General features: G+C 62.9%; 13 protein-coding genes. 8 read left to right on the forward strand and 5 right to left on the reverse strand.

Annotation, left to right across the window (positions count from 1 at the left end; genetic code table 11):
- The first annotated feature begins 46 nt into the window (after positions 1-46).
- Together punC and JOE32_RS00130 are read left to right on the forward strand one after the other, a co-directional pair.
- Positions 47-1,237, forward strand: a complete 1,191-nt coding sequence (gene punC / locus JOE32_RS00125) for a purine nucleoside transporter PunC (protein WP_209980341.1) — start codon at positions 47-49, stop codon at positions 1,235-1,237.
- 77 nt (positions 1,238-1,314) lie between these two features.
- Complete coding sequence (locus JOE32_RS00130; protein ID WP_209980343.1) at positions 1,315-2,817, forward strand: nucleobase:cation symporter-2 family protein; 1,503 nt, start codon at positions 1,315-1,317, stop codon at positions 2,815-2,817.
- 39 nt (positions 2,818-2,856) lie between these two features.
- On the opposite strand, the gene JOE32_RS00135 is transcribed toward JOE32_RS00130, so the two are convergent.
- A complete protein-coding gene (locus tag JOE32_RS00135; RefSeq protein ID WP_209980345.1) occupies positions 2,857-3,789 on the reverse strand; it encodes a proline iminopeptidase-family hydrolase in 933 nt (310 codons plus the stop codon).
- 92 nt (positions 3,790-3,881) lie between these two features.
- The gene (locus JOE32_RS00140) at positions 3,882-4,646 is read right to left on the reverse strand and encodes a LuxR family transcriptional regulator (protein ID WP_209980347.1); all 765 of its coding nucleotides are present in this window, start codon (positions 4,644-4,646) and stop codon (positions 3,882-3,884) included.
- A gap of 183 nt (positions 4,647-4,829) precedes the next feature.
- Here JOE32_RS00140 and JOE32_RS00145 point away from each other — a divergent pair, with 183 nt between their 5' ends.
- Genes JOE32_RS00145 through JOE32_RS00170 form a run of 6 tightly spaced genes read left to right on the forward strand, consistent with a single transcriptional unit; the run spans position 4,830 to position 10,993 of the window.
- The gene (locus tag JOE32_RS00145) at positions 4,830-5,717 is read left to right on the forward strand and encodes a proline iminopeptidase-family hydrolase (protein WP_209980349.1); all 888 of its coding nucleotides are present in this window, start codon (positions 4,830-4,832) and stop codon (positions 5,715-5,717) included.
- A gap of 3 nt (positions 5,718-5,720) precedes the next feature.
- Positions 5,721-6,668: an ABC transporter permease gene (locus JOE32_RS00150; RefSeq protein WP_003235320.1), complete on the forward strand. Its 948-nt coding sequence runs from the start codon at positions 5,721-5,723 to the stop codon at positions 6,666-6,668.
- Positions 6,665-7,522 carry an ABC transporter permease gene (locus JOE32_RS00155; RefSeq protein ID WP_209980350.1) on the forward strand — a complete coding sequence of 286 codons (858 nt, stop codon included), beginning with the start codon at positions 6,665-6,667 and terminating at the stop codon, positions 7,520-7,522. Before JOE32_RS00150 ends, JOE32_RS00155 begins: the two co-directional genes overlap by 4 nt.
- Positions 7,519-8,475 carry an ABC transporter ATP-binding protein gene (locus JOE32_RS00160; RefSeq protein WP_209980352.1) on the forward strand — a complete coding sequence of 319 codons (957 nt, stop codon included), beginning with the start codon at positions 7,519-7,521 and terminating at the stop codon, positions 8,473-8,475. The genes JOE32_RS00155 and JOE32_RS00160 overlap by 4 nt, the downstream gene beginning before the upstream one ends.
- A complete protein-coding gene (locus tag JOE32_RS00165; protein ID WP_209980354.1) occupies positions 8,472-9,443 on the forward strand; it encodes an ABC transporter ATP-binding protein in 972 nt (323 codons plus the stop codon). The genes JOE32_RS00160 and JOE32_RS00165 overlap by 4 nt, the downstream gene beginning before the upstream one ends.
- Before the next feature lie 35 nt (positions 9,444-9,478).
- Positions 9,479-10,993, forward strand: a complete 1,515-nt coding sequence (locus tag JOE32_RS00170) for an ABC transporter substrate-binding protein (RefSeq protein WP_209980355.1) — start codon at positions 9,479-9,481, stop codon at positions 10,991-10,993.
- Between the two features lie 183 nt (positions 10,994-11,176).
- Here JOE32_RS00170 and JOE32_RS00175 read toward each other — a convergent pair whose 3' ends face one another.
- From JOE32_RS00175 to ubiG, 3 genes are all read right to left on the reverse strand, one after another.
- Positions 11,177-11,917 (reverse strand): YciK family oxidoreductase, encoded by a 741-nt coding sequence (locus JOE32_RS00175; RefSeq protein WP_209980357.1) that lies wholly within the window; start codon positions 11,915-11,917, stop codon positions 11,177-11,179.
- Positions 11,918-12,077: 160 nt separating this feature from the next.
- Positions 12,078-12,749: an N-acetylmuramic acid 6-phosphate phosphatase MupP gene (mupP, locus tag JOE32_RS00180; RefSeq protein WP_209980359.1), complete on the reverse strand. Its 672-nt coding sequence runs from the start codon at positions 12,747-12,749 to the stop codon at positions 12,078-12,080.
- A gap of 4 nt (positions 12,750-12,753) precedes the next feature.
- Complete coding sequence (ubiG, locus tag JOE32_RS00185; protein ID WP_057009609.1) at positions 12,754-13,452, reverse strand: bifunctional 2-polyprenyl-6-hydroxyphenol methylase/3-demethylubiquinol 3-O-methyltransferase UbiG; 699 nt, start codon at positions 13,450-13,452, stop codon at positions 12,754-12,756.
- Positions 13,453-13,504 lie beyond the last annotated feature (52 nt).

A 13,504-nucleotide genomic window follows, 5' to 3' on the forward strand; every position in this document is an offset into this window, starting at 1 on the left:
GGCGCCAGTCAGCAAATAGTTTGATGGCAAGGTAGAAAAGGCTTCAATGAAAAATTCGTTTGGTTTTATCGGGTATCTGGCGGGGCTGAGCATGCTCGGTTATCTCGCCATGGACATGTACTTGCCGGCGTTCGGCGCCATGGGCGAGCAGTTGCAGATCGGCGCGGGCGCAGTGGGCGCCAGTCTGAGTGTTTTCCTCGCAGGGTTTGCCGTGGGGCAGCTGCTGTGGGGGCCGCTGTCGGACCGCCTGGGGCGCAAGCCGATCCTGCTGACAGGTCTGAGCCTGTTCGTGCTGGGTTGTGCCGGGATGTTCTGGGTCGAGACCGCGCCGCAGTTGCTGGCCTTGCGTTTCATCCAGGCCATTGGCGTGTGTGCCGCCGCCGTGAGCTGGCAAGCGCTGGTGATCGACCGCTACCCGGCCGACAAGGCCCATCGCGTGTTTGCCAGCATCATGCCGCTGATGTCGCTGTCGCCCGCCCTGGCGCCGCTGCTGGGGGCGATGGTGTTGAACCATTTCGGCTGGCAGGCGATTTTCGCGGTATTGCTCGGGGTGTCGCTGTTGTTGCTGCTGCCCACCTTGTTCCTGCGCAGCCCGCCGAAACGCCCTGCAGACAAACCGGCGGTACGCCTCGGCTACGGGCAGTTGCTCAGCTCGCGAGTGTTCACCGGCAATGTGATGATCTTTGCCGCGTGCTCCGCGAGCTTCTTTGCCTGGCTCACCGCTTCGCCGTTCATTCTCGGGGGCATGGGCTACAGCCCCAGCGATATTGGCCTGAGCTATGGGGTGCCGACGCTGGCCTTCCTGATCGGTGGCTACAGTTGCCGCAGTGCCCTGCAACGCTTCGAGGGCAAGGCGCTGCTGCCGTGGCTGCTGGTGGCGTACTGCATCAGCATGGTGGCGCTGTACCTGGTCGCCACCTTTACCGTGCCGACCCTCACCACCTTGCTGATTCCCTTTTGCCTCATGGCGCTGGTCAACGGTGCGAGCTATCCCATCGTGGTGGCGAACGCGCTGATGTCGTTCGCGGAAAATTCCGGCAAGGCGGCGGCGCTGCAAAACACGTTGCAGCTGGGCCTGTGTTTTTTCGGCAGCCTGCTGGTGTCGTCGCTGCTCGACCAGCCGCTGATGATCACCGTGAGCGTGATGCTGGCAACCGCGCCGTTGGCGGTGTTGGGTTATTGGCTGGCGCGGCCGAGCGCTGAGTGCAGCATGCTGGCGAGTGACATGTCCGGTTGATTGTATACAACTCTATGGACATATAGTCTTTACATTGCATACAGTGGTCTCACAACAAAAACAGAGACCCTCTCACCATGACTACCCCGAAGGCATCACCGCAGCGGCCAGAAGATGAGAATCTGGGCGTCGCCGCCAACCTGGCGTACGGCCTGCAGCATGTGTTGACCATGTACGGCGGCATCGTTGCCGTGCCGCTGATCGTTGGCCAGGCGGCCGGCTTGGCGCCGGCGGAGGTCGGCCTGTTGATCGCCGCATCGCTGTTTGCCGGTGGCTTGGCGACCCTGTTGCAGACCCTGGGTGTGCCGTTTTTCGGCTGCCAGTTGCCACTGGTGCAGGGCGTGTCGTTCGCGGGCGTGGCAACCATGGTGGCGATTATCGGCAACGACGGCCCGGCGGGGCTGCCGGCGGTGCTCGGAGCGGTGATGGCTGCGTCGCTTATCGGCTTGTTGATCACCCCGGTGTTCTCGCGGATTACGCGTTTTTTTCCGCCGCTGGTGACCGGCATCGTGATCACCACCATCGGCCTGACCCTGATGCCCGTGGCCGCGCGCTGGGCCATGGGCGGCAACAGCCAGGCGGCAGACTTCGGCAGCGTGCCGAATATCGGCCTGGCTGCGCTGACCCTGGTATTGGTGCTGTTGCTGAGCAAGATCGGCAGCGCGGCCATCTCACGGTTGTCGATCCTGCTGGCGATGGTCATCGGCACCGTGATCGCGGTGCTGCTCGGCATGGCGGATTTTTCCGGCGTGACCCAGGGGCCGATGTTTGGTTTTCCCGTGCCCTTGCACTTCGGCATGCCCACCTTTCAGGTGGCCGCGATCCTTTCCATGTGCATCGTGGTGATGGTGACGCTGGTGGAAACCTCGGCGGACATCCTTGCGGTGGGTGAGATCATCGACACCCGGGTCGACTCCAAACGCCTGGGCAATGGCCTGCGTGCCGACATGCTGTCGAGCCTGTTCGCGCCGATCTTCGGCTCGTTCACCCAAAGCGCGTTCGCCCAGAACGTGGGTCTGGTGGCCGTTACCGGAGTGAAGAGCCGCTTTGTGGTGGCGACGGGCGGGGCGTTCCTGGTGATCCTTGGCCTGCTGCCGTTCATGGGCCGGGTGATTGCCGCCGTGCCCACGTCGGTGCTGGGCGGCGCGGGCATCGTGTTGTTTGGCACTGTGGCGGCCAGCGGTATTCGCACGCTGTCGAAGGTGGATTACCGCAACAACATGAACCTGATAATCGTCGCCACGTCCATCGGTTTTGGCATGATTCCGATTGCCGCGCCGAGCTTCTATGACCAGTTCCCCGGCTGGTTCGCGACCATTTTTCATTCAGGGATAAGTTCGTCGGCGATCATGGCGATTGTGCTGAACCTGGCGTTCAATCACTTCACCGCCGGCAACTCGGACCAGCAGTCTGTATTCGTGGCCGGCACCGAGCGCAGGCTGTGTTTTCACGATGTGGCGGCGTTGCGTGATGGCGATTATTTCCGCGGCGGCAAGCTGTTTGATGCCGAGGGGAAGGAGGTTCCGTTGTTGGCCGACATTCCAGGGAAAACAGCGAAACCTGAAATCACTGAGGTCTGAATGTGAGAGGGGGATTGCCCCACCCCTCGCATCACCTGTTCAACCGGCCTTGAGTTCAGCGTGCCGTACCGAACACACCTCATCCAGAAACTTCACCACCGTGCCCATGCACGCCTGGCGTTCTTCCACATGGGGCATGTGGCTGGAGTCTTCAAACAGTGCCCAGCGCACATCGGCGATCTCATCCAGGAACGGCTTGACCACCAGCGGCGTGGCCTCATCGTGCCGCCCGGAGATCACCAGCGTCGGCACGTTGATCGCCGACAGCCGGCCGATCACGTTCCAGTCCTTCAAGCTGCCGATCACGTGGAACTCGGTCGGGCCGCTCATGGCGTGGTACACCGTCGGGTCGGCGTCGACCTGGGCGAAGGTGCGCGCCACTTCTTCGGGCCACGGGTTGACGCGGCACACGTGCTGGTCATAGAAAATTCGCGAGGCGGTGAGGTATTCCGGGTCCTGGTAGGTGCCGGCTGCTTCGTGCTTGAGCAGGGTTTCATCGACACCTTCGGGCAACAGTTTGCGCAGCCTGTTGGCTTCGCTGACCCAGGTGCGCATGCAGGTGGGCGAGTTGGCCGGGATGAATGCGCGCAAGCCTTTGGGTTGCGCAATGGCGTGCTCGCTGCCGAGCATGCCGCCCCAGGATTGCCCGAGGATTGCGTAGTCATTGCTGATTTGCAGGTGGTCCAGCAGGTTGTTCAACTCATCGAGGAACAGGCTGACGGTCCAGAAGGAGGGGGGCTTGTCGGGCAGGTGGGTGGAGCGGCCATTGCCCAGTTGATCGTAGTGGATCACCGCGTGGCCGCTGGCGGCAACGTCCTTGAACGCGTCGACGTAATCATGGGTGCAACCGGGGCCGCCATGAAGGATGACCAGCGGCGTACGCCCGTTGCTCAGGTCGCCGGTGACGCGGTACCAGGTCTGGTAGGCGCCGAAGGCCGCGTAGCCTTCGCGGATTTTGTCGATGAATTCCATTTCGTACCCTGCTCTGAAAAAATGATCAGGGCTACGATAATTGGCCTGGGCGATTCCGGTAACTAGCAAAACAGCTAGGTTTTGCCGAGCGGTCAATCTTCCAGCAAACGGTAATGGCTGGCACGCACCACCGCCTGCACGCGATTCCTGGCCCCCAGCTTGTGCATCGCCGAGGCCAGGTGCAAGGTGACCACCGCCAGTGAGCGGCTCAACTGCGCAGCGATTTCGGCGGCGGTCATGCCCTCGGCGGCCCATTTGAGGCACTCGCGCTCGCGTTTGGTCAGGTGAACATGCGGGTAGGTGCGCAGCTCTTTGCTGAACAGCGGGTAGGCCGCTTCCTGCAAGGCGTGGGTAATCAGGCTGAAGTCCGGCAGCGTGTGCCGGGCATCCTGCAGCACCGCGCCGGCGCTGCCGGTGCGCAGGCCGGTCAGTGAAGCGAAGCCGCCGCGCGGCAAGTGGATAGGCACGCTGACGCCGCAGGTCAGTTGCTGGTCGTGCAGGTAAGAGGACACCGGGGCGTGGCAGGGGTCGATGATGGTTTGCAGCGCGGTTTCGGCCTTGGCCTCGTAGGACCACACGAACGGCGACACCGTGCGCAGGGCCAGGTGCTGCACCGGATCGATCTGGTAGAACCCTTCGCTGCACCACAAGGCATGCCAGTCGGGCGGGGTATTGCGCAGTTCCAGCACCGAGGGGGTGATCAGGCTGCCGTCGTGGTCGATCGGCACCGGGGTGTAGTCGTAGACCAGCGCATCGAAACCCAACTGCTGGGCAAGAACAAACGTATTGTCCATCTGCTCATCCAGGCTCCTGCCCGGCATCAGACGATTGTTGATGGCAGTTAGCTTGGCCAGCATCCGTTCTGCTCCCGAATTCATTTGAATCTCGACTTGCGGCAAGTAGAATGCCACGCCCCGGCGAAGGACTGCCAGACCAAACCTATAAGAAATACTAGGTTATGGACACGCGGCATCCTCGGTAGTGTTGGCCTGATCAGCGGCCACTGCCAGCCAGGCCGATACCACACAAGGAATGTACGCATGTGGCGTGAAATTGCCCCCGACCAGCAGTACAACGTGCAAGTCGACGGCCACAACCTCGTGGTCTACAGCTTTGGCGAAGGCGATGAGGTGTTGCTGTGCCTCAACGGCGGCCCGGGCCTGCCGTGTGACTACTTGCGCGACGCCCATGGCTGGCTCAAGGACCATAACCTGCGAGTGGTTGCATTCGACCAGCTTGGCACGGGCGCTTCTGCCAGACCCACCGACGTCTCCTTGTGGGAAATCGGCCGTTATGTCGAGGAAGTCGAAACCGTACGCCACACCCTTGGCCTGGGCCGCGTGCACTTGCTTGGCCATTCCTGGGGCGGCTGGCTCGGCATCGAATACGCCATTCATTACCCGCACGCGTTGAAAAGCCTGATCCTGGAAAATACCGTCGGCGATATCCCGCACCTGTCCCAGGAACTGCAACGGCTGCGCGGCGCCCTCGGCAGCGAGACCGTGGCGATGATGCAGCGCCACGAAGCCATGGGCACCCTCGACCACCCGCAATACCAGGCGGCAATCACCTTGCTCAACTATCGCCATGTGTGCCGCCTGGACGAGTGGCCGGAACCGGTCAAACGCTCCCTTGGCGACTGGAACATGGGGCCTTACGAAACCATGCAGGGCCCCAACGAATTCCTCTATATCGGCAACCTCAAGGACTGGAACCGCCTTGAGGAGATGGCCGCCTTCAGCATGCCGATCCTGATCACCACCGGCCAGCACGACGAACTCACGCCGGCCTGCGCACTGCGCATGAAACTGGCGGCCCGGCACGCCGAATTGCATGTGTTCCCCAACAGCAGCCATATGCCGTTCTACGAAGAATCCCAGGCGTATTTTCCGGTGCTGCTGGACTTTCTCGCGCGTCATCGAGGCTGACGAATGAACCTTGCGCGCTACCGTTTCGTGCTGTCCCGGCCGCTGCAATTGCTGCCGGTGCTGTTTGGCATCAGCCTGATCACCTTTGTGCTGGTGCGCTCGATCCCCGGCGACCCGGCGCGGGCCTTGCTCGGCTCGCGCAGCACGCCGGATGCGTTGCTGAAGATTCGCGCGCAGTTCGGCCTCGATCAGCCGCTGTGGCTGCAATATTTCTACTTCCTGAAAAACCTGCTCAAGGGCGACCTCGGCCAGTCGCTGCTGTACAAGGTCGATGCCCTGAAGCTGATCGTGACCCGCATCGAACCGACCCTGGTGCTGGTGCTCGGCAGCGTGCTGCTGGCGCTGCTGATCGCGGTGCCGCTGGCCACGGTGGCGGCGCGTCGCAAAGGTGGCTGGGCGGACAACCTGATCCGCGTGTTCACCACGCTGGGCCTGGGCATGCCGGCGTTCTGGCTGGGGCTGATGCTGATTCTTGTGCTGAGCGTGCAATGGGGGCTGTTCCCGGTGTCCGGTTACGGCCGTACCTGGCTGGACAAGGCGCACCACATGGTGCTGCCGTGCCTGACCATTGCCCTGGCGCTCTCGGCGGTGCTGGTGCGCAACCTGCGGGCGAGCATGTTGATGGAGTTGCAGGCCGACCATGTCACCGCCGCCCGGGCCCGTGGGCTGTCGGAAGCGGCGGTGTTTCGCCGGCATGTGCTGCCCAATTCCCTGGTACCGGCGGTCAACCTGCTGGCGGTGAATATCGGCTGGTTGATCAGTGGCACGGTGGTTATCGAAAGCCTGTTCGCCATTCCCGGCATCGGCCAGTTGCTGGTACGCGGCATTTTTACCCGCGATTACATGGTGGTGCAGGGCGTGGCGATGGTGCTGGCGTGCGCGACGGTGCTGGTTAACTTCATCGCGGACATAGTGACCGTGACCCTCGACCCACGGGTGAAGATGCAATGAGCAGCGCCCCGATGATTGCGCCATGGCGCCTGCGCCTGCGGCTGGGCTTTCGCAATGGCCGGCTGACCGCCGCGTGGGGGCTTTTGGTATTGCTGGTGTGGCTGGCTCTGGCGCTGTTTGCGCCCTGGGTCGCGCCCTATGACCCGATTGCGCAGAACACCGAATTCAGCCTGCTGGCGCCGAGCCTGGCGCACCCGTTCGGCACCGACAACTATGGGCGCGACATTCTGTCCCGGGTGATCTGGGGCGCGCGGATTGACCTGCAACTGGCCATTGTCGGCGTGATCTTCCCGTTCATGATCGGCACCTTCGTCGGCGCAGTGTCCGGCTATATCGGCGGGCGCTTCGACAGCGTCTGCATGCGCGTGATCGACGTGATCCTGGCGTTTCCGTTCCTGGTGTTGATGCTGGCGATCATGGCCATCCTCGGCCCGGGCCTGAAAAGTTTTTATATCGCCATGGCGCTGGTGGGCTGGGTGTCATACGCGCGGCTGATCCGCTCGCAGATTCTGGTGCTCAAGGAAAGCGAGTTTGCCCTGGCTGCCAGAAGCCTGGGCTTTGGTCATGGGCGCATCCTGTTCCGGCATTTGCTGCCCAACGCGATGTTTGGCTCGATTGTGTTTTCCATGTCGGATGCGGTGCTGGTGCTGCTCAACGGCGCTGCCGTGAGTTACCTGGGCCTGGGCGTGCAGCCGCCGACGGCCGAGTGGGGCACCATGGTGGCGGAAGGGCAGGCATTCATCACCACGGCCTGGTGGATCTGCACCTTTCCAGGGCTGGCCATCGTGACCCTGGCCATGGGCTTCAGCCTGCTGGCCGACGGCGTGGCGCAGGTATTGGGAGACCGCACATGAGCCTGCTGCAGGTGCGCGACCTCAGCGTGATCGCCAACAACGCCGGGCGCGATGTCACGCTGGTCGACCGCGTGTCCTTCGACCTGGCCGAAGGCGAAATCCTCGGCCTGGTGGGCGAGAGCGGCTCGGGCAAGACTATGGCCTGTCGCGGCTTGATGCGCCTGCTGCCGTCGCCGAACCTGCGGGTACAAGGCGGCGCCGTGCGGCTGGCCGGCCAGGACCTGTTGCAGCTTGACGATGCCGGCATGCGCGCGGTGCGTGGTGGACAACTGGGCATGATCTTCCAGAACCCCAGCAGTCACCTCGACCCGTTGATGCGTATCGGCGAGCAGATCGCCGAAGGCATCCGCCTGCATCAAGGGGCATCGAAAAAGGAGGCGCGCCTTCAGGCCATCGAGGTGTTGCGCCAGGTGGGCATTCCCGACCCGCAGGCGCGGGTCGACAACTTTCCCCATGAGTTTTCCGGCGGCATGCGCCAGCGCGCGATGATCGCCGTGGCCCTGGGCTGCAACCCGAAGGTGCTGATCGCCGACGAGCCGACCACGGCGCTCGACGTGACGGTACAGGCGCAGATCCTGCGCCTGTTGCTGGACCTGCGTGACACGCGCGGCCTGTCGCTCATCATGATCACCCACGACCTCGGCGTGGTGGCGCAGACCTGTGACTCCATCGCCGTGATGTATGCCGGTCGCCTGTGCGAACACGGCAGCAAGTACGCGCTGCTGGCCCGTCCGCAGCATCCGTACACCGCCGGCCTGATCGACTGCCAGCCCGCCCACAGCAGTGGTCATGCCTTGCTGCGCACCATCCCCGGCCAGCCGCCGTTGCTGGATGCGCTGCCGTCCGGTTGCCGTTTCAACCCACGCTGCCCGCAGGTGGGCGCGTTATGCACCGAAGTGCTGCCCGAGGGCGCGCGGGTGGCGTGCCACTATCCACTGGGAGAGCACCCATGAGCCTGCTGCAGATCAAGGACCTGGAGGTGAAGTTTGCCGCGTCCGGCACCGGCTTGTTCGGCTTGAACACGCAGTGGGTGAGGGCGGTGAACGGGGTGTCGCTGAACCTGGAGGCCGGGCAAACCCTCGGTCTGGTGGGCGAGTCCGGCAGCGGCAAAAGCACCCTGGGCCGCGCGATTTTGCACCTCAACCCCATCAGTGGTGGTCAGGTGCTGTTCGATGGCATCGACATGGCCCACGGCAGCGCCATCGACATCGCCCGCCTGCGCCATGAAACCGCGATGATCTTCCAGGACCCGTACGCGGCGTTGAACCCGCGCCACACCATCGGCGAAACCCTCGCCGAAGTGTTGCGGGTGCAGCGCAAAGTCGCGCCGCAGCAGATCCCGTCGCGGGTGAATGAATTGCTCGATCTGGTCGGCCTGCGCCCCGAGCTGGCGTCACGCAAGCCTGGCGCCCTCAGCGGCGGCCAGTGCCAGCGCGTCGGCATCGCCCGCGCGCTGGCGGTGGAGCCGCGCCTGATCATTGCCGACGAGTGTGTGGCGGCGCTGGATGTGTCGATCCAGGGCCAGATCATCAACCTGCTGCTGGAACTGCAGCAGCGCATGAACCTGGCGATTCTGTTTATCGCCCACGACCTCGCCATCGTGCGCCGTCTGTGCGACCGCGTGGCGGTGATGTACCTGGGCAAAATCGTGGAGGAAGGACCGGTGGAAGCAGTGTTCACCGCGCCCCGTCATCCGTACACAGCGGCGCTGATCCAGGCGATCCCGGAGATCGATCCTCATCGGCCGTTGCCTGCCGAGCCGCTGCCGGGCGAGCCACCCAGCCCGCTGAACCTGCCCGACGGCTGCGCGTTTCACCCGCGTTGCCGGCATGCGCGGGCCATGTGTTCCGTGGTGTTGCCGCCGACCCATTTCCTGCACGAGCATCGGTACAGTTGCGTGCTTGAAGAACCTTTGCTTTGACCCACCCCTGCCATTCATAGACAAGGAGTTATGACATGCAATCACGCCACTTGAAGTTGCTTGCCGCCGCCACATTGACCGCCTGGTCCCTCACCGCCGGGCTCGCCCAGGCCGCCGGGGTGCTGACCATCGGCTGCCGCGAGGACAGCACCACGTTCGACCCGATCAAGAGTGCACAGAACCGCGACACCTGGGTGTTCGCCAACGTTTATGACACCCTGGTGCGGGTGGATAACCTGGGCACCAAAATGGAACCTGGCCTGGCCGAAAGCTGGGAGATTTCCAGGGATGGCCTGACCTACACCTTCAAGCTGCGTGACGCGAAATTCTCCGACGGCTCGGCAATCACCGCTGCCGACGCAGCGTTCAGCCTGCTGCGCATCCGTGACAACAAAGCCTCGCTGTGGGCCGACCCGTTCAACCTGATCAACACCGCCAAGGCCGCCGACGCGAAAACCCTGATTGTCACCCTGAAGACCCCCGCCGTGGCCTTCCTCTCGCAGCTGGCGTCGCCAACCGTGTCGATCCTGTCGGAAAAAGCCATGACCGAGATGGGCGAAGACGCCTACTCGGAAAACCCGGTGACCTCCGGCGCGTTCACCGTGGAGGAGTGGCGCAAGGGCGACCGTGTGATCCTGAAAAAGAACCCGAACTTCTGGCAGGCCAAAAACGTCAGCCTCGATGGCGTGGAATGGGTGTCGGTGACCGACGACAACACGCGCATGCGCATGGTGCAGAACAACGAGCTGGACACGGCGATCTTCGTCCCGTTTTCACGGGTTGAAGAGCTGAAGAAAGACAGCAACGTAGTGATCCACGCCGACCCGTCCACCCGTGAGGATCACCTGCTGATCAACCACGCCCACGGTCTGCTGGCCAAACAGCAAGTCCGTGAAGCGCTGGACATGGCCATCGACAAGCAGTCGCTGGTGAAGGCCGCCACCTACGGTCAGGGCACCGTGGCCTATTCCTACATTCCCAAAGGTTCGCTGTACCACTACGCCGACAACCTGCAACGCCCGTACGACCCGACCGCTGCCAAAAAGCTCCTGGAAGCGGCCGGTGCCAAGGACTTGAAGCTCAACTACGTGGTCAACGCCGGCAACGAAGCCGACGAGCAGATTGCGGTGATCATCAAGGACCAGTTGGCCAAAGTCGGCGTCACCGCCAACCTGCAGAAGGTCGACCCGACCCAGAGCTGGCAGATGCTGGTGGACGGTGAATACGATATTTCGGTGATGTACTGGACCAACGACATCCTCGACCCGGACCAGAAGACCACGTTCGTGCTGGGCCACGACACCAACCAGAACTACATGACCCGCTACAAAAGCGACAAGGTCAGGGAACTGGTAGCCGCCGCGCGGATCGAGGCTGACCCGGTCAAGCGCGGGCAGATGTATGTCGAGTTGCAAAAGTTGGCTAAACAGGATGTGAACTGGATCGATCTGTATTACAGCCCGTACATCAATATCTCGCGCAAGAACGTGAGCAACTTCCTGCAAAATCCTCTGGGCCGCTTCACCCTCGAAGAGGTGGTGAAGAACTGACCTTGCAAACCCGATTTGACAGGGTACCTGTGGCGAGCGGGCTTGCCCCGCGTTGGGCCGCGAAGCGGCCCCAAAACCTGCCACCGTGGACTCTCGTTGAGATCGCGGTGACTTTACTGGGGGCGCTTCGCGGCCCAACGCGGGGCAAGCCCGCTCGCCACAAAGCCCCCTCCCAAACTGGGATTACTGCGCGTCGAATGCCTGCCCACTTACCCCGGCACTGTCCGGGCCCATCAGGTACAGGTACACCGGCATGATCTCTTCCGGTGCCGGCCTGTCCATCGGGTTTTCCCCGGGATACGCCTGGGCGCGCATGCTGGTGCGCGTGCCGCCCGGGTTGATGCTGTTGGCGCGTACCGCCGCCACGTCTTCCAGTTCATCGGCCAGGGTTTGCATCAAGCCTTCGGTGGCGAACTTCGACACCCCATAGGCGCCCCAATAGGCCCGGCCCTTGCGTCCAACGCTGCTGGAGGTGAACACCACCGACGCATCCTGGGACAGCTTGAGCAGCGGCAGCAGGGCGCGGGTCAGCATGAACATCGCGTTGACGTTCACCTGCATCACCTGCATGAAGTGTTCGCCGGACAACTGCTCGAGCGGCGTGCGCGGGCCGATGATGGAGGCGTTGTGCAACAAACCGTCGAGGCGGCCGAAGGCCTTTTCGATCATTACCGCCAGCTCATCGTATTGATGGGGCAGGGCGGTCTCCAGGTTGAACGGAATCACCACCGGTTGTGGCTGGCCAGCGGCTTCGATGTGGTCATACACCTCGGCCAGGTTGGCTTCGGTCTTGCCCAGCAGCAGCACGGTAGCGCCATGGGCCGCATAGGTTTTCGCCGCTGCAGCGCCGATCCCGCGACCGGCACCGGTTACCAGGATCACCCGGCCTTTGAGCAGTTCCGGGCGTGCTGAGTAATCAAACATAAACAACCTCGACGTTGAAAACACTGACGATCCCTTGTGGGAGGGGGCTTGCTCCCGATGGCGGCGGATCAGTCAGCGCCTGTGTTGAATGACACACTGCGATCGGGAGCAAGCCCCCTCCCACAGGGGATGTTCATGGGGCAACAAGACCTTGCAACGCTCAGCAACTGCACAGTGCGTTATCCAGCACCTTGCGCAGTTCCAGCGGGTGGTCCACCACCACATCGGCGCCCCAGTGACGCGGGTTGTCGTCCGGGTGAATGTAGCCGTAGGTGACCGCAGCGGTACGCGTGCCGGCATCACGGCCGGATTCGATATCGCGCAGGTCATCGCCCACGAACAGCACGCTGGCCGGGTCGAGGTTGAGCATTTTGCACGCCAGGATCAGCGGCTCCGGGTCCGGTTTGCTGTTTTTCACGTGGTCCGGGCAGATCAGCAAGGCCGAGCGCTCGGCCAGCCCCAGTTGCTGCATGATCGGCTCGGCGAAGCGCAGCGGCTTGTTGGTGACCACGCCCCAGATCAGTTTGGACTTCTCGATGTCCTGCAGCAGCTGCTCCATGCCGTCGAACAACGTGCTGTGGATGGCGCAGCCCTTGAGGTAGCGCTCGAGGAATTCCTGGCGCAGGTCTTCAAAGCCTGGAGATTCCGGGTCCATCGAGAAGGTCACCGCGACCATCGCCCGTGCGCCGCCGGAGATTTCATCACGCACATGCTCGGGGTTGATCGGCGCCAGGCCGCGGTCGGCGCGCATGGCCTGGCAGATGGCGATAAAGTCCGGCGCGGTGTCCAGCAGGGTACCGTCCATATCGAAGAGAACCGCTCGCAGCTTCACAGGCTCACTCCTCGCGCAGGGTCTGGATCATGTAGTTGACGTCAACGTCGTTGGCCAGCTTGTAGTGCTTGGTCAGCGGGTTGTAGGTCAGGCCGATGATGTCCTTGACGGTCAGGCCGGCCTGACGGCTCCAGGCGCCCAGTTCGCTCGGGCGGATGAATTTCTTGAAGTCATGGGTGCCGCGCGGCAGCAGCTTCATGATGTATTCGGCGCCGATGATCGCGAACAGGTAAGCCTTGGGGTTGCGGTTGATGGTGGAGAAGAACACCTGGCCGCCGGGCTTGACCATGCGGAAACAGGCGCGGATCACCGACGACGGGTCCGGCACGTGCTCCAGCATCTCAAGGCAGGTGACCACGTCGAATTGCTCGGGCATCTCTTCGGCCAATGCTTCGGCGGTGATCTGGCGGTATTCGACGCTGACGCCCGACTCCAGCTGGTGCAACTGGGCCACGGCCAGCGGCGCTTCGCCCATGTCGATGCCGGTCACGGTGGCGCCGCGCAGGGCCATGGCTTCACTGAGAATGCCGCCGCCGCAGCCCACGTCCAGCACTTTCTTGCCGGCCAGGTTGACGCGTTCATCAATCCAGTTGACCCGTAGCGGGTTGATGTCGTGCAGGGGTTTGAATTCGCTTTCGCGGTCCCACCAGCGATGGGCCAGGGCTTCGAATTTAGCGATTTCGGCGTGGTCGACGTTGCTCATGGTCAATCCTCTGAATCTGATAATCGGTTGGTCGGTGCTGGAGGTACGGCCC

It is taken from the genome of Pseudomonas sp. PvP025 (assembly GCF_017832155.1).
Lineage (GTDB): Bacteria > Pseudomonadota > Gammaproteobacteria > Pseudomonadales > Pseudomonadaceae > Aquipseudomonas.